The organism is Paenibacillus doosanensis, from assembly GCF_025060755.1.
Classification (GTDB): Bacteria; Bacillota; Bacilli; order Paenibacillales; family NBRC-103111; genus Paenibacillus_S; species Paenibacillus_S doosanensis.
In genome coordinates this window covers 1-20,085 of the sequence record NZ_JANYUY010000078.1, presented here as the reverse complement: position 1 = coordinate 20,085, position 20,085 = coordinate 1, and the positions used below count along the sequence as shown (strand labels likewise).

Here is a 20,085-nt window from a genome sequence, read left to right as displayed (position 1 = left end):
GAAACCGACATGTTGCATATCGCTTTACTAACGACATCGTATTCCGCCGCGGCCGATGTATCCCGCTTGATGAAACAGCCGGCCGCCCCTTATTACGGGCATATCCGGTTGTCTGTCTTCCATGAAGAGCAGGCGGCTGAGCCGGAATGGGCCGCTGCGATGAAGCAGGCTGCCGAGGAAGCGGGTCTGCTGCTTCTGGACCCGCACGGCACCTCCTATGAATGGCTGCAGCCTTCGCTGCAAGCATGCGCCGATTCTTCGGCGCACAAAATTGTTGTCGGCGGGGATGCCGAGCCGCTGCGTAAGCTTGCTCGGCTCGGCTCGCTGGAAGCAAGCGAGCTTCCGCCGTCGCGCGGCGATCGCCGTTTCGCTTCTCCGCAAGGCTTATCCGCGGAGAAGAGGAGAGATTACGCCAACTATCTGCGCATTATCGATTATTGGCGCGGCGGAGGAACGCATAACTTGCATCAATTGTTCCTCCTTATCGGCCGGGAATACGGGGGATTCGGCCATTGGCCCGAGCCGGAGCCGCCCGTCGTTTTGCAGGAGCTGGGATTATGGGAGCCGGGTACGGGTACCTATTACGCAACGCGGCAAGAGCATCTGGCAGCTCATCCCCATCAGGAAGGGCTGCCCGTCGTCGCAGTGTTGTTTTCCGCAAGAAGCTATCCGATGCATACCGCCGGGTGCGCCGCCGGCATTATCGAGCGAATCCGGTCATTTGCGCATGTACTGCCTATCGCTTTTCCCGCGCTGGCGGGAGCCGACGCGGACCGGCTGCAGGCGCTGTTGGAGAACGGCGGGCGGCCGGCGAGCCTGATCGTGAGCTTGCTCCCGTTCCGGCTCGGAGCAGGGCCGGTGGGAGGCGATTCGCAAAAAATGACGGCTATGCTGGAGAAGCTGGGAGCTCCGCTGCTGCATCCTTTTTTGTTAACCAAACGCGAACGGAAGGAGTGGATGGCCTCGCCTCAAGGGCTGACGCCGTCCGAGTTTTTGGTGCAGATGATGCTGCCCGAGCTGGACGGAGGCATCGAAATGCTTCCTGTCGCCGCGCTCCACGAAGTAACGGAAGAAGGGGATGAAGCGCCGTCCGCTTTTCGTATGAAGGAGCTTCGCCTCATCCCCGACAGGGTGGAGCGGCTTGCCGGGCGCATGCAGCGCTGGCTCCGGCTGCAATCCAAGCCCCGCGCGGAGAAGAACGTCGCCGTCATCTGCTATAACTATCCGCCGGGAGAAGGCAATGTGTTCGGAGCCGCTTTCCTCGATACGTTCGCCTCCGCCGCCAGGCTGCTGCAGCTGCTTGTCCAGGAAGGGTACGACACGGAAGCGCTGACGGCGGAGCAAGTCAAGTCGAGGTTCGTGGACGGCGGCATTGTCAATTCTCCCCATTGGAGCGAGCCGGATCATCAAGGCGGCATGATTCGCTATGGAGCTTCCGGTTACGAGAGTCGGTTCGGTTCCATGCCGCGGGCCGACGAGATGGAGCAGGAATGGGGCACGCCGCCGGGGGACGTTATGGTCCGCAGCGGTCAGTTTCTTATACCCGGCATTCAAGTCGGGCGCGTCTTCGTCGGCTTGCAGCCGGCCCGCGGCGTTCACGAGCATCCGGAGAAAACGTATCACGACTCGTCGCTGCCGCCTCCGCATCAATATGCTGCCTTTTACGAATGGCTGAGAGACAGCTTTGAAGCGGATGCCGTCATTCATGTCGGGACGCACGGTACTTTGGAATTTTTGCCGGGGAAAGAAAGCGGGATGTCTTCGGCATGTTTCCCGGATCATCTGATCGGCGATTTGCCTCATTTATATTATTACTATGTCGGAAACCCGTCCGAAGCGATGATCGCCAAGCGCAGAAGCCATGCGGTGCTGATCGGGTACCAGTCCCCTCCTTTCACGGTATCGGAGCTGTACGGGGAATACGGCGGCTTGGATGCGCTGCTGCACGAATATCGGGAAGCGGAACGTTCCGATCCTTCCCGCTGCCCCGTCATCCGCGGACTTATCGCCGAGCAGGCCGAGCGGCTTAAGCTTCCGGATACGATCGAGGCGATAGAGACGGAACTGTACCGGACGAGCCGCTCCGCTATTCCGAGCGGCCTGCATGTGCTGGGCGAGGGCTTGGAGCATGAAGCCGCATTGCAGTACGCCCGCTTCGTTCTGCGCTTCGGAGCCGGCGGCCGCTCGCTTCGCGGCATCATTGCCGATTGCGTCGGCATCGACGACGAGAAGCTGCAGGAGCAGCCGGACCGCGAGCTTCTGGAGCGGCTGGACGCGCTGGAAGCCGCTGCGCTGGAGCGTTACATGGCCGGCCAAGAGCTGCCCGGCGAGCTGCAGCCGAACCCCGGGCAATTGGAGGAGCTGCAAGCCGCGCTTGCCGGCGGACGGTCCGCCTACGAGGCTTCGCGGCTTAACCGGGAAGAGGAGCATCTGCTGCAGGCGCTGGACGGGCGCTATATTCCGGTACGCTTAGCCGGCGATGCGATTCGCCAACCCGAGGTGCTCCCGTCAGGCTTCAATCTGGTGCAATTTGACCCGCGCTCGGTGCCGAGCGCCGCTGCGGTCCGGCGCGGTGCCGCCATCGCAGACAATACGCTGCGCATGCATTATGAGAAGAACGGCAGCTACCCGGAGACGGCAGCCGTTGTCCTGTGGGGCCTTGAAACCTCGCGCACGCAAGGTGAAACGGTGGGGCAAATACTGCATTATCTCGGCGTTCGCGTTAATGAACGGATGAGCTGGGCCCGCTCGAATTACGAGATCGTGCCGGCGGAGGAGCTCGGACGGCCGAGAATCAATGTGCTTATTACGATCTGCGGCTTTTTCCGCGACATGTTTCCGAATGTGCTGCAGGAGCTGCATGAATTGTTCGTTCGCGTATCCGAGCTCGATGAGCCGGAGGTTGCGAACGGCTTCAAGAAGCAGTCGCTTCTTTTGCACCGTGCGCTGGTGGAGGAAGGCTATGAGCCCGGCGAAGCGTGGGATATGGCCTGCGCCCGCATCTTCGGGCCTGCCGAAGGACAATACGGAACCTCGATAAGCCGGCTCATCGAGACGAAGCAGTGGGAGGATGAGTCGCAATTCGCCGAATTGTTTACGAAAAGGCTGCAGCATCTGTACAGCGGGCAGCATAGAGGGACGCCGATGCCCGGATTGTTCCGCAGGCAGCTGTCGGCTGTAGAGATCGTCTCGCAGGTGCGCAGCAATCATGAGCATGAGATCACCGATCTGGATCATTACTATGAATATTTCGGCGGGCTTGCCAAATCGGTCGAACGGGCCAAAGGCAGTCAAGCGGACATCGTCATTACCGACACGACAGGGGAGGAAGTATGGAGCGAGCCGGTAGAGCAATCGATCTTGCGCGGAGTACGGACCCGGCTGACCAATCCGAAGTGGATTGACGGTTTGCTTCGGCACGATTATCACGGAGCGCAGCACATTGCCCGGCGGTTCGAGAATGTGCTCGGCCTGGCCGCCACGACGAATCGGGTCGATCCGTGGATTTTCCGGCAGCTGCACGAAACGTACGTGGCCGACGAGCGGATGAGCCGGCGGCTTGAGGACAATAATCCTTGGGCGTATCACCATATGGTGGAAACGCTGCTCGAAAGCCATCAGCGCGGTTATTGGCAGGCCAGCGACGAGGAGCTGGAACAACTGTACGAAAGCTATATGCAGCTTGAAGGGAAGATAGAGGAACAGGCCGAATAAGGGGAGGCTTCCCGGCACTAGCCGAGCGGAACTTTACAAGCAATGCTAAGATCGGGCCGCGCTTAATCTGCCAATGTGCGGAGGAAAGAGAAATAGATGTTTACAAGGGCGCCGTCAGGCGTCTTTCTTTATTTGTGAAGGATGCCACGATATAAAGAGGGTACCGTATCGCTGCAAAGGACGCTTTTGTACAACGTGCTCCTGTGGCGAAACAGAGGAATGGAGCCGAGTACTGGTGGAGGATGTCTTCCAAGTCAATCATCGTCATGTGGTGCTTACCATTGACGAAGGGCTTTGGAGTGTCTTTTTGATGCATCGAAAAATGTTGAAAGCGTTCATGGACGAAGCAGTCCAAATCATTAAGGAGCATTTTGAGAAGAAACATAAAGTTACGCCTGGTATTATTGCAGGGTTGCATACATTTGGCTCGCGTTTGAATTTTAATCCGCATGTCCATATGGTCGTGACGATGGGGGGAATGAAATCAAACGGAGAATGGAAAACGTATGATTACGTGCCGTTTGAAAAGCTTAGAAAACAGTGGCAAACGGTGGTGTTGAAACTCATTCGGAAGAGTCTGAGCGAAGAAGAAAAGAAACAAGTGCAGCCGCGTTTACAGAAAGCCTATTCCGCCAATGGAGAAGGCTTCTATGTGCATGCGCCGAAGCAGAAAGGAAATGTAAAGAAACAGCTGGGCTACATAGGTCGATACATCAAGCGACCCGCGATTGCGTTAAAGCGAATCCGATCCTATGACGGAGCGTATGTGGAATTCAGCTACCACGATAAAAGAAGTGGAGAAGAAAAGACAGAAAAACTGACAGTCGAAGAATTTATTGCACGTGTGATCCGTCACATCCCCGATGAGAATTTTAAAACCATTCGATACTATGGTGTGTATGCGCGGAGAATAAAAAAGATAAGCAAAAAGCTAGTGACAGCGTGGCAAAAGGAAGCAAGAAAGCAGGTAGTGCGAGCGCAAAGACGACTAAAGCGTAGAAATTGGAGAGAACGAATTCAACGAGAGACAGGGAAAGATCCCCTAGTCTGCCCCAAATGTGAATGCTATTATGAATACAAGGGAGAAGTCTGTCTTGAAGCAGGGATACTAACCATTAAATATGCAGCATGCGAGAGAACAAGAGGCTGTTTAGAAAGGATGATGCAAGATCTCACAGGGAAGCAAGAAAGCAAAAAACAAAAAGAAGAAACCACAGTTGTCCATAAGCAATTATCTGTTGTCGAAACAGACCGTGAAGTATATATGTTTGACCTGTTTGGAGAGCGAAAACATACCGCTTAAAGTGGTGCAAGATTTTGACCGAATGGATCAAGGAGATCCCACGGTCCCTCCGCAATTTACATGTGAAAATTGTGAAGGAGCGATGTATCCCGAGTATTACAAAGGTGTTCGTGGATATGAGTACAAAATTACCGATGTACGTGAAACGTAAAAAGGACCGTCAGGATGATCTTTCCTGACGGTTTTTCTTAGTTTGGGGAAAGCTTTCGCCTCGGACGGATGAATCTTATTTTTAATCGTAATAATTACTTATAATTGACATTGCGGGCAATGAGAGCTACAATTTTCTATATAGACGGTTGTCCTTAAGGAGAGAAAAGAATGAAACGAGCCGTACCTGTACACATATTATCCGGCTTTTTGGGGAGCGGGAAGACGACCCTGCTGTCGCAGGCCATCGATTATTATAAGCTGAGCGGCCGCAAGCCGGCCGTGTTGATGAACGAATTGGGCGATGTCAATCTGGACGGCATGCTGGTCGAAGACGGCGTCCCGATGACGGAGATGCTGAGCGGCTGCATTTGCTGTACGATCCGCGGCGACTTGGGGCTGGAGCTGAGGGATTTGATCCGGGACAACGATCCCGACGTCATTTTCGTCGAATGCACGGGGGCGGCGAATCCGATCGAAATACTCGAAGGAGTGACGGATGCGTCGCTGCTGACGGAGCTGGAGCTCAAATCGGTAATCACGGTGATCGATGCGGCGCATCTGCTGGCTCAGAAGAACGGCAAGGGAAAGACGTTCCGCTTGATGCAGGATCAAGTCCGCTGCGCGACGCAGCTGATTTTGAACAAGATCGATCTGATCGAGCCCGGGCGGCTGGCCGAGCTGGAGAGTGAGATCCGCGAGCTGAACCCGGCGGCGCCGATGACGGCTACCGTTCGCTGTCAGGTCGATATGGCGATGTTCGACGCTATAGAACGGTCCGCAGGCACGGCAGAGGTTCCGTCCCGGGCCGGCGGTGCGGAGCGCCACGATTGCGGCCATGAGCACGGCGAAGCTTGCAGCCATCCGTCGCACGAACACGATCATGAGCACGGGCATGAAGTGCACAGCCATCATTCGCATGATCATGTCATGGTATACACGCATTATTTTTCGGGCCCGATCGACAGCGAGGCGTTTGAGGAGCTGGTGGGCAGACTGCCGGAGGAAGTATACCGCGCTAAAGGGATTTTGCGGTTTTCCGATACCGCAAGCTTATTTTTATTCCAGTACGCTTACCGTGAAATGGATTTTGTCAAAATTGCACCGAAGGAAGCGGTGCCGAACGTCGCCGTCTTTATCGGCGAGCATTTTTCCAAGGATAGGCTGGCGGCCGAGCTGAAAGCTTTGGAGCAAAAAGATTGACTCTATACCCGATTTAAGGCATTATTAACCTAAGTATGCGATAATTGAGGGATAAATCATGTCAAAACACCAACATGAACACGAGCAGCGCGATACGCAGGAAATGGTTCAGGAGATGGTTCGCGCCATGTCCAACAAAGGCTGGAGAATTACGGACCAGCGCAAGAGCTTGGCGACTCTGTTCGCGGAAGCGGAAGGCTATCTGTCGCCGAAGGACGTGTACGAATCGATGCGGCAGAAGTATCCGGGGGTCAGCTTCGACACGGTGTACCGGAATCTTCGTTTGCTTAGCGAGATGGGAGTGCTGGAGCAGTTTTATTTGAATGACGGCGTGAAATTCCGCGCTCGCTGTCAAACGCATCATCATCATCATATGATCTGTCTTCAATGCGAAAAAACGGTCACCTTCGAATTTTGCCCGATGAAGCAGGTACCGAACCTCCCGGACGGCTTCCAAGTCGTCAACCACCGCTTCGAAATCTTCGGATATTGCGATGAATGCGCCGCGCATGCGACCACCCGGCAATGATAATATGAAACCTTCGGATGCACGTAATCCGAAGGTTTTTTCGTTGTTTAGGAAATGATGCGCAGCCATATCCTGTGGATATCCGTGGTCTCCCCCGAAAGGAATGTCTACCCATAGAACGATCCCAGAGGAAGGGTTAGACGCCGATCCAGCTAAGGCTGGATGCGGACGGAATAAGCTTCAGAGCATCACGTCACTTTTGGGGGATTTGTTCTTGCAAAAAACGATTGACACAATGTACCAGCGGTGCTAATATACTGACTATAAATCATAGTAATCACATCGGAATATATGTTGATCGACCGGACCACCGGAGATTCCAACGCTGAAGCGAGTCTTGCCCAGCGCCGACAATCGATTACATATGGTCGAACCTTAAGAAGAACGAAATGTCGAGGGGAGAAATCAATATGTTTCATGTCAATTGGAAAAAGTGGTCCGTGGTCAGTTTGCTCAGCTTATCCTTGGTCGGCCTGACCGCTTGCGGCGGCGGCTCGGCTCCGGCTGCGCAGGACGCTTCTGCGGGAAGCGGAGATAACAAGACGGCGGCGGCCAAACCGGTCGAGCTGCTCAATGTTTCGTACGATCCTACGCGCGAGTTGTACCAGGATTTTAACAAGGCGTTCTCAACCTATTGGAAAAATAAAACCGGCCAGACCGTTACCTTCAAACAGTCGCACGGCGGCTCAGGCAAACAAGGCCGCTCGGTCATCGACGGCTTGGAAGCGGATGTCGTTACGCTGGCGCTCGCTTACGATATCGATGCGATTCAGGAAGCGGGGCTCATTCAGAAGGATTGGCAGAAGAAGCTGGCAAGCAACAGCTCGCCGTATACTTCAACGATCGTTTTTCTGGTGAAGAAGGGCAACCCGAAAGGAATTAAAGACTGGGACGATCTGATCAAGCCCGGCGTGCAGGTCATCACTCCGAATCCGAAAACGTCCGGCGGCGCCCGTTGGAACTATGTAGCGGCATGGGGCTACGCCTATCAGAAGTACGGCAAAGACGAAGCCAAAGCCAAAGATTTCGTGCAGCAGCTGTTCAAAAACGTGCCCGTGCTCGATTCCGGCGCGCGCGATTCTACGACAACCTTCGTGCAGCGCGGCATCGGCGACGTGCTGATCGCCTGGGAGAACGAAGCGTATCTCTCGATTAACGAGTTCGGCAAAGACAAATACGAGATTATAACTCCGTCCATCAGCGTGTTGGCTGAGCCGCCGGTCGCCGTCGTCGATAAAATAGTCGACAAGAAGGGAACGCGAGAAGTCGCGCAGGCGTATCTGGAATACTTGTATTCGGAAGAAGGCCAGACGATCGCCGCCAAAAACTACTATCGCCCGCGTCTGGAATCGGTAGCCAAAAAGTATGAATCGCAGTTCAGCAAAGTCAATCTGTTCACGATCGACGACGAGCCGTTCGGCGGATGGACCAAAACACAGCAGACGCATTTTAACGACGGCGGCGTTTTCGACCAAATCTATAAACCGTAATACGGTCGTTCAATAGAAGAGAGATTGCGAGTCAGAGGAGAGAAATCCATGGCAAAAGGTTGGAAGGAACGGAGTATTTTACCCGGCTTCGGATTGTCGATGGGATATACGGTACTGTATCTCAGCCTCATCGTTTTGTTCCCGTTATCCGCTATCTTCATCAAAACGTCCGGTCTGTCTTGGGAGCAGTTCTGGCATACGGTCGGCGATCCGCGGGTAGTCGCCTCCTATAAAATCAGCTTTGGAACGGCGATAGGCGCGGCGCTGGTCAATACGGTATTCGGCTTTATCGTCGCCTGGGTGCTGGTGCGCTATTCATTCCCGGCCAAACGGTTCATCGACGCCCTGGTCGATCTGCCGTTCGCACTGCCGACGGCGGTGGCGGGGATCGCGCTGACGACGATTTACTCGCAGAACGGCTGGATCGGCAGCTTGCTGGAGCCGCTCGGCATCAAGGTCGCCTTTTCGCCGATAGGCATTACCTTGGCGCTCACTTTTATCGGCATTCCGTTCGTCGTACGCACGCTGCAGCCGGTGATTGAAGAGCTGGAGAAGGAGATCGAAGAGGCTGCGGTCAGCTTGGGCGCGCGGAGATGGAAGACGTTCACGAAGGTTATTTTTCCCGAGCTGCTGCCGGCTTTATTAACGGGCTTTACCTTGGCGTTTGCCAGAGCGGTGGGCGAGTACGGATCGGTCGTCTTTATTTCCGGCAATATGCCGATGAAGACGGAAATCGCGCCGCTGCTCATTATGACGAAGCTGGAGCAGTACGATTACGCGGGCGCTACGGCAATAGCACTCGTAATGCTCGTCATATCCTTCCTGATGCTGCTCGTCATCAATTTCATTCAGTGGCGTGCGAACCGCTTGAACAGTGCTTCGTAAATAATCCGGTTTTGCTTCGGCAAAACTTTCAGGAGGATCTATCATGGCCGGATATGTGGCAACCGTGAAAGCAGGTTCGGTAACGCGGGAAAGACCGCGGCACATCACCGAACCGACGGTCGTAAAATGGATTTTGATTGGCATCGCCATCTTGTTTCTGGGTTCGTTGCTCGTGCTCCCTTTGGTTTCGGTGTTCGTCGAGGCTTTCCGCAAAGGCAGCGAGGTATATTTCAACGCTTTCTCCGATCCCGATGCGGCCGCCGCGATTCGGCTGACGTTATTGACGGCCGGAATAGCCGTTCCGCTCAATGTTGTGTTCGGCCTGGCCGCAGCATGGGCCATTACCAAGTTCCAATTTAGAGGTAAAAACCTGCTTATCACACTGATTGACCTTCCGTTTGCCGTCTCGCCCGTGATTTCAGGTCTCATCTATGTATTGCTATTCGGCGCGAAAGGCTGGTTCGGCCCGTGGCTCGGCGAGCATGACATCAAGATTATTTTCGCTCTGCCGGGTATCGTCCTGGCGACGGTGTTCGTTACGTTTCCGTTCGTAGCACGCGAGCTGATTCCGCTCATGCAGGCTCAAGGCGTGCAAGAGGAAGAAGCCGCCGTCACGCTAGGGGCCAAAGGCTGGCGCATCTTCTGGAAAGTAACGGTTCCCAACATCAAGTGGGGGCTGCTGTACGGCATCATCCTGTGCAACGCGAGAGCGATGGGAGAGTTCGGCGCCGTATCCGTCGTCTCCGGTCATATCCGCGGCTCTACGAATACGATCCCGCTGCATATTCAGATCATGTACAACGAATACAATTTCGCCGGCGCTTTCGCCATGGCTTCGCTGCTCGTGCTGCTGGCCGTCGTGACGCTGATCGTAAAGGCAATCGTGGAGTGGAGATTTAACAGGACGAAGCAGCAGGAAGGAGAGTAGGGAACCATGCATATCGTAGCGAAACAATTGATGAAAACGTTCGGCTCGTTTCAGGCTACCAAGCAGGTCAGCTTCGAAATCGAAAAAGGCAAGCTGATCGGGCTGCTCGGACCGAGCGGCGGCGGAAAAACGACCATATTGCGGATGCTGGCGGGACTTGAACAGCCGGATTCCGGCGAAATCTGGTTCCATGGCAAAAAAGTCAACGATCTGCCGCCGCAGGAACGCGGCATCGGCTTCGTCTTTCAAAACTATGCGCTGTTCCGCCATATGAGCGTGTACGACAATATCGCTTTCGGATTGACGGTGCAAAAGCGCGGCAAGCAGGAGATTAAAGCGAGAGTTACCGAGCTTATCGAATTGACCGGTCTTAAGGGGCTGGAGAAGCGGCTGCCCCACCAGCTGTCCGGCGGACAGCGGCAGCGGGTCGCGTTCGCCAGGGCGATTGCGCCGGAGCCCCAGCTGCTGCTGCTCGACGAGCCGTTCGCCGCGATTGACGCGAAGGTGCGCAAGGAGCTGCGGACGTGGCTGAAGGATATGATTAACCGGGTCGGCATCACCACGATCTTCGTCACCCATGACCAGGAGGAAGCCGTCGAGGTGGCCGATCAGATTATGATTATCCATCAGGGGACGCTGGAGCAGCAGGGAGCGCCGATTGACATCTATCAGCGCCCGCAGACGCCGTTCGTAGCCGGCTTTATCGGGGAGTCCAACAGCTTGGAACATATTACCCGCTTCAGAGGCTTCGAGCAGGCGGAGCTGCGCGAGGCGAAAGCGATTATTCGGCCCGAGTTCGTAGAAGTGGGTTATGCCTCGGAAATTTCATTTCCGTCCGCATCCGAGCCCGGTACCGTAAAAAACGTTTATTTCCGCGGAACGAACTGGCAAATAGAGGTCGAATTGGCCGGGCAAACTATATTTGCTTACCGCTCCTTGGAGCAGGAAGCGCTCAAGCCGGGAGACAGGGTTCAAGTTTTGATTCATCGCGTTTATTTGTTTAATGAACAGGAGCATCGGACGGTTGAGAACGGACTGAAGATCGATCCGCTTCCGGTACACATCTAAATCCAGCAAACGGAAAGGAAGAGTTGTCATGGAACATCACATTACAATACGAAGCGAACAAGAGGAGCTGGCGGCGACTCTTCATTATCCGGCCTCTACAGGCTCGAAAAACCCGATCATCATTATCGCCCACGGATTTATCGGCAGCCGGGTCGGAGTAAACCGGTTGTTCGTCAAGGCGGCGCGGGAATTTACCGAGCTGGGATATATGGTGCTGCGATTCGATTTTGCCGGATGCGGCGAAAGCACCGGCGATTACGGGGCGGGAGGTCTTGATGCAATGATCGACCAAACGCGATCCGTCATCGACTACGCTCTAGGCATCGATTGCGTAGATCCTACGCGCGTCATTTTGCTGGGGCATAGCTTGGGAGGCGCCGTAGCGGTGCTGACGGCTGCGAAGGATAAACGGGTCAAATCCTTGGTGCTCTGGTCGGCCGTAGCTCATCCGTTTAACGATATTATTAAAATTACCGGTAAGAAAACATACGAGGAAGCCGTGCAGCTAGGGTCATCCGATTACTTGGGCTATTCGTTCAAGCCGGAATATTTCGAATCGCTGACGAGGCACCAGCCGTTCGAGCAGACGCGCAAGTTCGGCGGCGATGTGCTGCTCGTTCATGGGACGAATGACGAGGTGATCCCTGTCGATTACTGCTTCCTATACCAGAAGCTGTTCTGGCTCAGATCGCAAGGACAGTGCGATAAAGAAGTCGTTTTTCAAGCCGATCATACGTATTCTACCGGTCAGTCGTTCGTACAGCTGATGTCGACGACCAAAAACTGGCTGCTGTCGCTTGATAAGCGAAAACAGGACTGGTACGATTGGACGATCTAAACATAACGCTAAGCCCGCAACACAGGCGGCCGCTGCTTTTACAACAAGACGTCGGCAGACGTTTTCTCTTTTAATTATAATCCGACAAAACGGATGAGAATAATGTATAATGGAGGGGTTACGATGGCTAAACCATTGGAAATCGATGACGTTTGGAACAAACGAATTGTGAACTCGGTTAACGGGCTGGAGTATGGAACCGTTCAAATTGTCGTCCATGACGGCCGAATCGTCCAAATCGAGCGTACGGAGCGCAAACGCTTTGAATCGGAATCGGCCCTCCGAGATCAGAACGCTGCCGAAGGCAGATCGCCAGGGAGCCGCCGCAAAGGCTAATGGGAAGACAAGGTCCACCGGATTGCCGGAGACCTCCCGACGGGGCATGAGAGTTCGCAAGAATTTCAAAGCCCGGTCCGGAGTGTCTCTTTTTTTCGCGATAAAATTCAATTAAGGGGGATGACCCGTGATGATAGCGAATGCAGAGCCATGGGCGGAGCTGGATGAATCGGAAGTGCTTCACCTGCCCGATATTCAATTCGTAACGTATTGTTTCCAGACATTCGGTTTGAACCGCGGTATTTACAATACGATCGATCAATGGCTGTACGGTTTCGGTTATCGCGATGTGCTGCAGCGGCGCAAGGCCACCTTATCCTTCCTCCGTCTCATTAACGCGAGGGGCGGGAGAGAGCGGAGCGGCGGCATCCTGCGTTTCGGCAAGGGCGGCGTGACGAAGCAGCTGTACGATTTCATTCATCTTCCCGAGCCGATCTTCCTTAGCCAGGAAGCCGAAATTTGAGCGAAATTGCCAAAAAACCATGAACGTCCGTCGTTGACGGCTGAGCATGGTTTTTTTAATTTGTAACGGGAATCACTTATGCTTTGATTTGCGATTGCGATTGGGCCGGTTTGGCTTCATAGCGCACCTGATTGTAGCGAAGGAACACCCAGACTCCCAGAATAAGCAAGAGACCTGCGAGTATTTGAATCAGATTAACGGATTCCCCGAGCAGCATCCAGGCGAGCAGGGTAGCGCCGATCGGCTCTCCCAATACGGCGGTGGAGACGGAAGCCGCATTGACGAATTTCAAGGACCAATTGAATAAAATATGGCCGAACACGGTCGGGATAACCGCCAGTAGGGCGAACAGAATCCATTCTTTGGCAGGGTACCCGGTGAACGCAATGCCGTTCCAGCCGTTGTAGACGGCAAAAAAGCAGGCCGCTACGAGAAAGACGGAGAAGCTGTACAGCGTCGACGATATATGCCTGCTTAGCTTTTGACCGAGCAGCATGTGCACGGCCACTGCGACGGTTCCGAGCAAGGATAAGATATCCCCTTGAAGCGCCGTTCCGGAAACGGCGAAATCTTTCAGGCCGACCAGCATGGCGCCGAAGACGGCCACTCCGATTCCCGCGGCGGCGGCCGGAGTCGTTCTCTCCCGATAGACGAAATAGGCTCCGACCAGCACGAAGATCGGCTCCAGCGTCATCAGCACGGTCGAACTGGCAACCGTCGTGTAGCGCAGCGACGCCATCCATAACAGAAAATGCAGTCCGAGCGCGATTCCCGATCCGAGCAGAAGCATCCAATCTTTCCCATTTAATCGTTTGACTTCTGGTATGTATTTCCACATGAGAGGCAGCATAATCACGTTGGTAATGAGTAGTCTGTACATCCCGGAGACGGATACGGGAGCTGCGGACAGCTTGATAATGATCGATGAGCAGGAGATGGCGACAATGCCCACGGTAAATATAAGCCACAGCGGCACAGGACTGCGATGACCGGATGTCATAGTGATTCCTCCAACGGTTCTATTATAGAAAACTAATCTATTATACAAGCATGGAGTGCGGAAATCTACGGCATTTTTTTCCATGTGCGCAAGCAGGGCCCGGTGTTGTCAAAGCTGGGGCTCTATTATATAATGTTGAAGTTATTTAGAAAGGAGAATTGACCAATGTTTAAAAAGAAAGCACTTATCCCCGTCCTTATCGGCTTGGCTCTGGTTGCAGCCGGATGCGGTCAGAAGCCAGCAGCCGAACCGGCCAATGCGAATCAGCCGGCAGCGGCTCAAACCGCCAAGCTGGATCAGATCAAGAAAGCGGGGAAGATCGTCGTTGGTACCAGCGCAGATTACCCTCCTTACGAGTTTCATAAGGAAGTCGACAAGAAGGATGAAATCGTAGGGTTCGATATCGAAATTGCAAAAGCGATCGCCAAAGATTTGGGCGTGAATCTTGAAGTGAAGGATATGAAGTTCGACGGTCTGCTGCCTGCTCTGGAAGCCGGCAATGTCGATTTCATTATTTCCGGGATGACGCCGACTCCGGAGCGCAAGCAAAGCGTCGATTTTACCGAAATCTATTATACGGCCGTGCAAAAGGTAGTCGTACGCGCGGAAGACAAGGACAAGTACAAAGCGGTAGAAGACTTGGCAGGCAAGCGGGTCGGCGCGCAAAAAGGCGCTACGCAGGAGCAGATCGTCCGCAAGCAAATGCCGAATTCCGAGATGAAGGCGCTCGGCAAAATTTCCGATTTGATGCTTGATCTGAAAAACAAGAAAACCGAAGCTCTCGTCGTCGAGCAGCCGGTGGCCGAAGCCTATTTGTCCAAAAACCCGGATCTGGTGTTGTCCGACGTCAAGCTGTCTTCGGAGGACAGCGGTTCGGCTATCGCCGTGAAGAAAGGCAGCGCCGATCTGGTCGACGCCATGAACAAGACGCTGGACAAGCTGATTCAAGACAAATCGGTTGACAAGTTCGTAACCGAAGCGAACGAATCGGTGGAATAAGCATCGTTTAAATCAGTGCAAAAGCCTGTGCGGATACGAAACGCGCCGGTTTTTGTTCGGTTTTAAGCGAAAATCGAAACAGGAGGAGGTGACCCGGTGGATTTTTCATTTTTGCCCAAGTATTACATGTTTTTCGTCAACGGCGCGAAGGTTACGCTGCTGCTCTCCCTGTTTACAGTGATTATCGGGGTTGTTCTCGGCGTTATTTTGGCGCTAATGCGCTTGTCGCGGATCGCTCCGCTGAAGATGATAGCGACGGCCTACATTGAATTTATTCGCGGGACGCCGCTGCTGGTGCAGCTGTTTTTATTCTATTACGGGCTGCCGCAGCTCGGAATCGAGTTCCCGGAAGTGCCGGCGCTCGGCACTGCATTTCCCGAATTTTTGGCCGGCGTCGTCGCCTTGTCCGTCAATAGCGCCGCCTATGTAGCCGAAACGTTCCGCGCGGGCATCCAGGCGATCGATAAGGGGCAGATGGAGGCGGCGCGTTCCCTCGGGATGCCGCACAGTATGGCGATGCGCCATATCATTTTGCCGCAGGCGATCCGCAACGTGCTCCCGGCGCTCGGCAACGAATTTATCGTCATTATCAAGGAATCGTCGATCGTCTCCGTCATCGGGATCAGCGAGCTCATGTACAATGCCGATACGGTGCGGGGCAACTCGTTCCGCGCGTTCGAGCCGCTGATCATTGTAGCGATCATTTATTTCGTCATCACCTTCACTTTGTCCAAAGTGCTCGGCATCGCGGAGAGGAGGATGAGGACTTCTGATTAAAGTAACGGATTTGCATAAAGCGTTCGGCAGCAATAACGTGTTGAACGGCATCGATTTGGAAATCGGGCAAGGCGAGGTCGTGGTCGTCATCGGTCCGAGCGGCTCCGGTAAGAGCACCTTCCTGCGCTGTCTGAACCTGCTGGAACAGCCGACGGGCGGAGATGTCGTCTTCGAAGGGATATCTCTGCTGAAGGGCAAATCGGATATTAACGCGCTGCGGCAAAAAATGGGAATGGTGTTCCAGCAGTTTAACCTGTTTCCGCATATGACGGTGCTGGAGAATATTACGCTCGCTCCGCGCAAGCTGAAGAAGCTGAGCGTCGGCGACGCCGATCGGATTGCGCGCGAGCTGCTGCGAAGAATCGGGCTGCTGGATAAGGCGGACCGCTATCCCGGACAGCTGTCCGGGGGGCAGAAGCAGCGGATCGCCATTGCCCGCGCGCTGGCGATGTCGCCGGACGTGCTGCTGTTCGACGAGCCGACGTCGGCACTGGACCCCGAGATGGTAGGCGAAGTGCTCGACGTGATGAAGCAGCTCGCATCCGAAGGGATGACGATGGTGGTCGTCACGCATGAGATGGGCTTCGCCCGGGAGGTCGGCAGCCGTCTTGTGTTCATGGACGGAGGCAAAGTGGTCGAGCAGGGCAAGCCTGCCGAAGTGTTTGCTCATCCGCAGCATCCGAGAACGAAGGAATTTTTGGGGAAAGTATTGTAAGCGAAAAGCTGGGAGCGACGCCGCGGCAAATCACTGCGGGCGGGAAGCTCCCGGCTTTTTTTAATTGTTTAGGAAATGATGCGCAGCCATTTCCTGTGGATATCCGTGGGCTCCCCCAAAAGTAATGTGTAACCATAGAACGATCCCAGAGGAATGGTTAGACGCCGATCCAGCTGAAGCCGGATGCGGGCGGAATAAGCTTCAGAGCATCACGTCACTTTTGGGGGACTTGTTCATGCAGGGGCAAGCCGCCGATAATCTTCTTATTCATCCTTGTAGGCGACGGGGGCTTCCGCATAAATCGCCGTTCCCTCGGGCTTGCCTTCGCAGATCGACTTCATCGAGCCGGCTTTGTCGAAGTTGAATACGAATACCGGCAGCTTATAGTCTCGCGCGAGAATGAAGGCCGACTGATCCATCACCGTCAAGTTCCGGCTCAGCACTTCGTCATAAGGCAGCGAGGCGTAGGCCTTGGCGTCCGGCTTGATTCTCGGGTCCCCGTCGAGGACGCCGTCTACTCCCTGCTTGGCGACGAGAATTGCGTCGCAATTCACCTCAAGCGCCCGCTGGACGGACGGATAATCCGTCGTAACGTAAGGCTGGCCGTTGCCCCCGGCAAAAATAACGATGTATCCTTTCTCCAAATGATGGATCGCGCGTAACCGGATATACGGCTCCGCTACGGCGTTAACGGGAAACGACGACATGACGCGCACTTCTTTACCCGTCTTCTGCTTGAGCACGCCGCGCAGCATCAAGCTGTTGATGACGGTGGCGAGCGTTCCGATATTATCCGCCTCGGCCCGTTCAATGCCCCAATACTCGGCCATATTGCCTCTGAAAATATTGCCTCCGCCGATGACGATAGAAACTTCGATGCCCAGCTCCAATACAGTTATGATTTCTCTTGCGATATGCTCGAGCCGCTCCGGGTCAAACCCGAATTCGCCGGCGCCCGCTACGGCTCCGCCGCTCAACTTGATCAAAATGCGTTTGTATTTGGACATAAGAATCAGTACACCTCCGGATCTTATCGGCCTGCAAAAAAAAGAACTAAAGCATACGATGCCTTAGTTCTTCAAATACCAATAAACCATATGACATAACGGAAAAATAATGGAACGGAACGCTCTGCTTCAGAAGCTTGCTCTGGATCGTCGGCTTCATCGTTTCAGCACCTTTCCGCTCAAAGTATTACTATATAGAATAGCCGAAGCTTCGGCGTTTTTCAACCCGGTTAGCGTCTAGGCTCCGGACGTTTCGAGGCTTTTGGCGAATTCGTCGCGAATCGCCTTCAGAACGGCCGGATCGGAGACGGCGTCGCAGGCGGTATGGGCCAGCGCTTTCGCCCCGAGCAGCATGCCCTCGAACGCCCGGTCCAGCATGGCCAGGTCGCGGAATTCCTTCGTATGCAGCAGATGCTTCTCATCGATGACCTGAATATACGGATGGATCGTCGGGCAATGTCTCGAAACGTTGCCGAGATCGACCGAGCCGTGATCTTTGCCGACCTGAATTTCTTCCTCGCGCACTCCCATAGAGACCAAATTGCGCGTAAACAGGTCGGATAAGGTGTTGTTAGTGATCAGTTCGTCGTAAGAAAACTCGTAGTTCGACGTCTTCAAGGTACAGCCGGTTTGCAATGCGGCGCCTTCGGCGCAGCGCAGCACCTTCTGAACGACTTCGTCCGTATAGAGGCGGTTGCCCGAGCGGATATAAAACTGTGCAGCCGCATAATCGGGGATGATGTTGGCCGCTTTGCCGCCTTCGGTAATAATGCCGTGAATGCGGACATGGCTTTGAACCTGCTGGCGCAGCGCGTTGACGGATTGGAACAGAAGAAGCACGGCATCCAGCGCGTTGACGCCTTCGTACGGACTGGCGGCGGCATGGGCGGCTTTGCCGAAATATTCGAACTGGACGGCGTCCATGGCCAGCGATTCGCCGGATTTCTCGTAGGTGTAGTATGGATGAGCCATAAGGGCGAAATCGACGTCGTCGAACAGCCCTTCCGCCGACATCGGCACCTTGGCTCCTTTGGTTTCCTCCGCCGGAGTCCCGTAGACGCGGATGGTGCCGCCGAGCTCGTCGATCACCGCTTTCAGCCCGACGGCGGCGGCGACGCCCATCGTGCCGATAATATGATGGCCGCAGGCATGTCCGAGCTCCGGCAGCGCGTCGTATTCGCATAAGAAAGCGACGACAGGCCCCGGCTTCGCGCTTCGGTAAGTGCCGATAAAGGCGGTCGGCAGACCGAGCACCGGACACTGCACGTCGAATCCGTGATGGAGCAGCTCATCCATGAGCCGGCGGGAAGCTTGCCATTCCTCGTGCCCCAGCTCGGGATTCTCCCCGATGAAGCGGGAAATCTCGATGAAACGCCGGGCGTGCTGGTCTATTGCCGTATCGATCGTTGATTTCATGTTCATAATAAAGACTCCTTTTTCAAGTAGAGATGCTCTCTCCATTATATACAAAAAGACCCCGTCTGCCCAAATGCGGGAGAGAGGTCCTGTTCTTATGTGTATATGCTCTTTATTGAACGGTTCTGCGTTTCGGGTCCAGCAGCAATTGATTTTCCAAAGAACGTTTGATTTTATGCATGGCATCCACTTCCAATTGGTGATTTTGCGGGAAGCGTACGCCTGTCAGGGCCAATGCTTCATTTACTGTAAGTTCAACCGAAATCTTCTTTTCCTGCTGGTTTTGAGCCTCGTAAGTCATAGTCTATCGCTCCTTTATGGTCATTATGCTGCATCAAGAGACATAATTCCGGCTATGAGTAGAGTGCCATGCTAGCAAAAACCCTTGATTTTGCTTAATTTCAATATAACACATCATGTCATGTTTTTCAAGGGGCGAGCGTTAAAATGAGGCTCTATTTTTTAGGAGGCTTGTCCTTTTGCGGCTCATGCGCCTTCGCTGAAGCGTGACTACCAGATGATCGAGCTGTTGGCTTAATTCAACGACCTGCGGATCAACCAGACTGCCGGTTTGCTCCACCAGCCGGTATAAGCGTTTTTGCAATTGCTCCATATGCTGTTTCAGCTGCGATTCATCCATGGTTTTTTACGACTCCATTCGATATGCAAAATTTTCCTCACATCGAGCAATTATAATACGGATCAGTTATAAAATTTGTAAAACGCTGTCGAGCCTTATGTTAAAGTTTTATGACAAAGAATACATAATTTTTACCAAATTCGGGATACTAGTACATGTTCTACGGAGGGGGTGAATCATTTATGGACAATGCCAAAGCGAACACGAAGAACAACGCGAATTTCAAGGAAAACAAGTTCACTGAGGAAGAAGCCGTCATGCGCGCCGAGAATGCGGCCGAAGTTCCGCCGAGCTTGAATGAAATTCCGAAACAAACGAATCCGCAATAAATGATAGGATCGACATAAGAGACGCCTGAGCCGCTTTGACGGAACAGGCGTTTTTTGTTGTTTAGGAAATGATGCGCAGCCATATCCTGTGGATATCCGGGGGCCCCCGAAAGTAAAGTCTACCCATAGAACGATCCCAGAGGAAGGGTTAGACGCCGATCCAGCTTAGGCTGGATGCGGACGGAATAAGCTTCAGAGCATCACGTCACTACCCTGAAAATTTTTTAGCGTAGTACCTAAAAATGACAACACTAAGCTAAGCGCGGCTCTTCATGTTTAAAAAAATCGCGCTCGG

Annotated in this window: 19 protein-coding genes and 1 pseudogene; 15 read left to right on the top strand and 5 right to left on the bottom strand. The window is 53.9% G+C overall.

All coding sequences use genetic code 11. From position 1 onward, the window contains the following. The first annotated feature begins 9 nt into the window (after positions 1-9). The 11 genes and pseudogenes from N0M98_RS31655 to N0M98_RS31605 all read left to right on the top strand — a co-directional run bounded on the left by N0M98_RS31655 (position 10) and on the right by N0M98_RS31605 (position 12,907). Positions 10-3,714, top strand: a complete 3,705-nt coding sequence (locus tag N0M98_RS31655) for a cobaltochelatase subunit CobN (RefSeq protein WP_259620267.1) — start codon at positions 10-12, stop codon at positions 3,712-3,714. 127 nt (positions 3,715-3,841) lie between these two features. After that, positions 3,842-5,017, top strand: a pseudogene (locus N0M98_RS31650) (IS91 family transposase); the annotation flags it as partial. Positions 5,018-5,338: 321 nt separating this feature from the next. Continuing rightward, the gene (locus tag N0M98_RS31645; RefSeq protein WP_259620265.1) at positions 5,339-6,370 is read left to right on the top strand and encodes a CobW family GTP-binding protein; all 1,032 of its coding nucleotides are present in this window, start codon (positions 5,339-5,341) and stop codon (positions 6,368-6,370) included. Positions 6,371-6,428: 58 nt separating this feature from the next. After that, the gene (locus N0M98_RS31640; protein ID WP_249863769.1) at positions 6,429-6,899 is read left to right on the top strand and encodes a Fur family transcriptional regulator; all 471 of its coding nucleotides are present in this window, start codon (positions 6,429-6,431) and stop codon (positions 6,897-6,899) included. Between the two features lie 410 nt (positions 6,900-7,309). Further along, positions 7,310-8,389: a sulfate ABC transporter substrate-binding protein gene (locus N0M98_RS31635; protein ID WP_249863768.1), complete on the top strand. Its 1,080-nt coding sequence runs from the start codon at positions 7,310-7,312 to the stop codon at positions 8,387-8,389. 48 nt (positions 8,390-8,437) lie between these two features. Beyond that, the gene (gene cysT, locus N0M98_RS31630) at positions 8,438-9,274 is read left to right on the top strand and encodes a sulfate ABC transporter permease subunit CysT (RefSeq protein ID WP_249863767.1); all 837 of its coding nucleotides are present in this window, start codon (positions 8,438-8,440) and stop codon (positions 9,272-9,274) included. Positions 9,275-9,317: 43 nt separating this feature from the next. Then, on the top strand, positions 9,318-10,202 hold the full coding sequence (gene cysW, locus N0M98_RS31625) for a sulfate ABC transporter permease subunit CysW (protein ID WP_259620264.1): 885 nt from the start codon (positions 9,318-9,320) through the stop codon (positions 10,200-10,202). 6 nt (positions 10,203-10,208) lie between these two features. Continuing rightward, positions 10,209-11,270 (top strand): sulfate/molybdate ABC transporter ATP-binding protein, encoded by a 1,062-nt coding sequence (locus tag N0M98_RS31620; protein WP_259620263.1) that lies wholly within the window; start codon positions 10,209-10,211, stop codon positions 11,268-11,270. A gap of 28 nt (positions 11,271-11,298) precedes the next feature. Beyond that, a complete protein-coding gene (locus tag N0M98_RS31615) occupies positions 11,299-12,108 on the top strand; it encodes an alpha/beta hydrolase (protein WP_259620262.1) in 810 nt (269 codons plus the stop codon). A 123-nt stretch (positions 12,109-12,231) separates the two neighbouring features. Next, positions 12,232-12,444 (top strand): YezD family protein, encoded by a 213-nt coding sequence (locus N0M98_RS31610; protein WP_259620261.1) that lies wholly within the window; start codon positions 12,232-12,234, stop codon positions 12,442-12,444. Positions 12,445-12,574: 130 nt separating this feature from the next. Beyond that, complete coding sequence (locus N0M98_RS31605) at positions 12,575-12,907, top strand: RNA-binding protein (protein ID WP_259620260.1); 333 nt, start codon at positions 12,575-12,577, stop codon at positions 12,905-12,907. A gap of 76 nt (positions 12,908-12,983) precedes the next feature. Here N0M98_RS31605 and N0M98_RS31600 read toward each other — a convergent pair whose 3' ends face one another. Continuing rightward, on the bottom strand, positions 12,984-13,907 hold the full coding sequence (locus N0M98_RS31600; RefSeq protein ID WP_259620259.1) for a DMT family transporter: 924 nt from the start codon (positions 13,905-13,907) through the stop codon (positions 12,984-12,986). Positions 13,908-14,072: 165 nt separating this feature from the next. Here N0M98_RS31600 and N0M98_RS31595 point away from each other — a divergent pair, with 165 nt between their 5' ends. From N0M98_RS31595 to N0M98_RS31585, 3 genes are all read left to right on the top strand, one after another. Further along, positions 14,073-14,906 (top strand): ABC transporter substrate-binding protein, encoded by an 834-nt coding sequence (locus N0M98_RS31595; protein ID WP_249863760.1) that lies wholly within the window; start codon positions 14,073-14,075, stop codon positions 14,904-14,906. A gap of 96 nt (positions 14,907-15,002) precedes the next feature. Then, positions 15,003-15,683 (top strand): amino acid ABC transporter permease, encoded by a 681-nt coding sequence (locus N0M98_RS31590; RefSeq protein ID WP_259620258.1) that lies wholly within the window; start codon positions 15,003-15,005, stop codon positions 15,681-15,683. Continuing rightward, positions 15,676-16,398, top strand: a complete 723-nt coding sequence (locus tag N0M98_RS31585) for an amino acid ABC transporter ATP-binding protein (RefSeq protein WP_259620275.1) — start codon at positions 15,676-15,678, stop codon at positions 16,396-16,398. Before N0M98_RS31590 ends, N0M98_RS31585 begins: the two co-directional genes overlap by 8 nt. A gap of 263 nt (positions 16,399-16,661) precedes the next feature. Here the strand turns inward: N0M98_RS31585 and pyrH are convergent, their stop codons facing one another. The 4 genes from pyrH to N0M98_RS31565 all read right to left on the bottom strand — a co-directional run bounded on the left by pyrH (position 16,662) and on the right by N0M98_RS31565 (position 19,461). Beyond that, positions 16,662-17,405 (bottom strand): UMP kinase, encoded by a 744-nt coding sequence (gene pyrH, locus N0M98_RS31580; RefSeq protein WP_259620257.1) that lies wholly within the window; start codon positions 17,403-17,405, stop codon positions 16,662-16,664. A 237-nt stretch (positions 17,406-17,642) separates the two neighbouring features. Next, positions 17,643-18,827 carry a M20 family metallopeptidase gene (locus N0M98_RS31575; RefSeq protein ID WP_259620256.1) on the bottom strand — a complete coding sequence of 395 codons (1,185 nt, stop codon included), beginning with the start codon at positions 18,825-18,827 and terminating at the stop codon, positions 17,643-17,645. A 106-nt stretch (positions 18,828-18,933) separates the two neighbouring features. Further along, positions 18,934-19,122 (bottom strand): hypothetical protein, encoded by a 189-nt coding sequence (locus tag N0M98_RS31570; protein ID WP_249863756.1) that lies wholly within the window; start codon positions 19,120-19,122, stop codon positions 18,934-18,936. A 141-nt stretch (positions 19,123-19,263) separates the two neighbouring features. Next, a complete protein-coding gene (locus tag N0M98_RS31565; protein WP_249863755.1) occupies positions 19,264-19,461 on the bottom strand; it encodes an aspartyl-phosphate phosphatase Spo0E family protein in 198 nt (65 codons plus the stop codon). Between the two features lie 182 nt (positions 19,462-19,643). Between N0M98_RS31565 and N0M98_RS31560 the strand changes: the two genes are divergently transcribed. Continuing rightward, the gene (locus N0M98_RS31560; protein ID WP_249863754.1) at positions 19,644-19,790 is read left to right on the top strand and encodes a hypothetical protein; all 147 of its coding nucleotides are present in this window, start codon (positions 19,644-19,646) and stop codon (positions 19,788-19,790) included. Positions 19,791-20,085 lie beyond the last annotated feature (295 nt).

Bases quoted from the DNA above. Each gene is read 5' to 3' on its own strand.
- N0M98_RS31600 (WP_259620259.1), bottom strand. From the start codon at position 13,907: ATGACATCCGGTCATCGCAGTCCTGTGCCGCTGTGGCTTATATTTACC.
- N0M98_RS31640 (WP_249863769.1), top strand. From the start codon at position 6,429: ATGTCAAAACACCAACATGAACACGAGCAGCGCGATACGCAGGAAATG.
- N0M98_RS31655 (WP_259620267.1), top strand. From the start codon at position 10: ATGTTGCATATCGCTTTACTAACGACATCGTATTCCGCCGCGGCCGAT.
- N0M98_RS31595 (WP_249863760.1), top strand. From the start codon at position 14,073: ATGTTTAAAAAGAAAGCACTTATCCCCGTCCTTATCGGCTTGGCTCTG.
- cysT (WP_249863767.1), top strand. From the start codon at position 8,438: ATGGCAAAAGGTTGGAAGGAACGGAGTATTTTACCCGGCTTCGGATTG.
- N0M98_RS31560 (WP_249863754.1), top strand. From the start codon at position 19,644: ATGGACAATGCCAAAGCGAACACGAAGAACAACGCGAATTTCAAGGAA.
- N0M98_RS31570 (WP_249863756.1), bottom strand. From the start codon at position 19,122: ATGACTTACGAGGCTCAAAACCAGCAGGAAAAGAAGATTTCGGTTGAA.
- pyrH (WP_259620257.1), bottom strand. From the start codon at position 17,405: ATGTCCAAATACAAACGCATTTTGATCAAGTTGAGCGGCGGAGCCGTA.
- N0M98_RS31575 (WP_259620256.1), bottom strand. From the start codon at position 18,827: ATGAACATGAAATCAACGATCGATACGGCAATAGACCAGCACGCCCGG.
- N0M98_RS31615 (WP_259620262.1), top strand. From the start codon at position 11,299: ATGGAACATCACATTACAATACGAAGCGAACAAGAGGAGCTGGCGGCG.
- N0M98_RS31645 (WP_259620265.1), top strand. From the start codon at position 5,339: ATGAAACGAGCCGTACCTGTACACATATTATCCGGCTTTTTGGGGAGC.
- N0M98_RS31605 (WP_259620260.1), top strand. From the start codon at position 12,575: ATGATAGCGAATGCAGAGCCATGGGCGGAGCTGGATGAATCGGAAGTG.
- N0M98_RS31565 (WP_249863755.1), bottom strand. From the start codon at position 19,461: ATGGATGAATCGCAGCTGAAACAGCATATGGAGCAATTGCAAAAACGC.
- N0M98_RS31620 (WP_259620263.1), top strand. From the start codon at position 10,209: ATGCATATCGTAGCGAAACAATTGATGAAAACGTTCGGCTCGTTTCAG.
- cysW (WP_259620264.1), top strand. From the start codon at position 9,318: ATGGCCGGATATGTGGCAACCGTGAAAGCAGGTTCGGTAACGCGGGAA.
- N0M98_RS31610 (WP_259620261.1), top strand. From the start codon at position 12,232: ATGGCTAAACCATTGGAAATCGATGACGTTTGGAACAAACGAATTGTG.
- N0M98_RS31635 (WP_249863768.1), top strand. From the start codon at position 7,310: ATGTTTCATGTCAATTGGAAAAAGTGGTCCGTGGTCAGTTTGCTCAGC.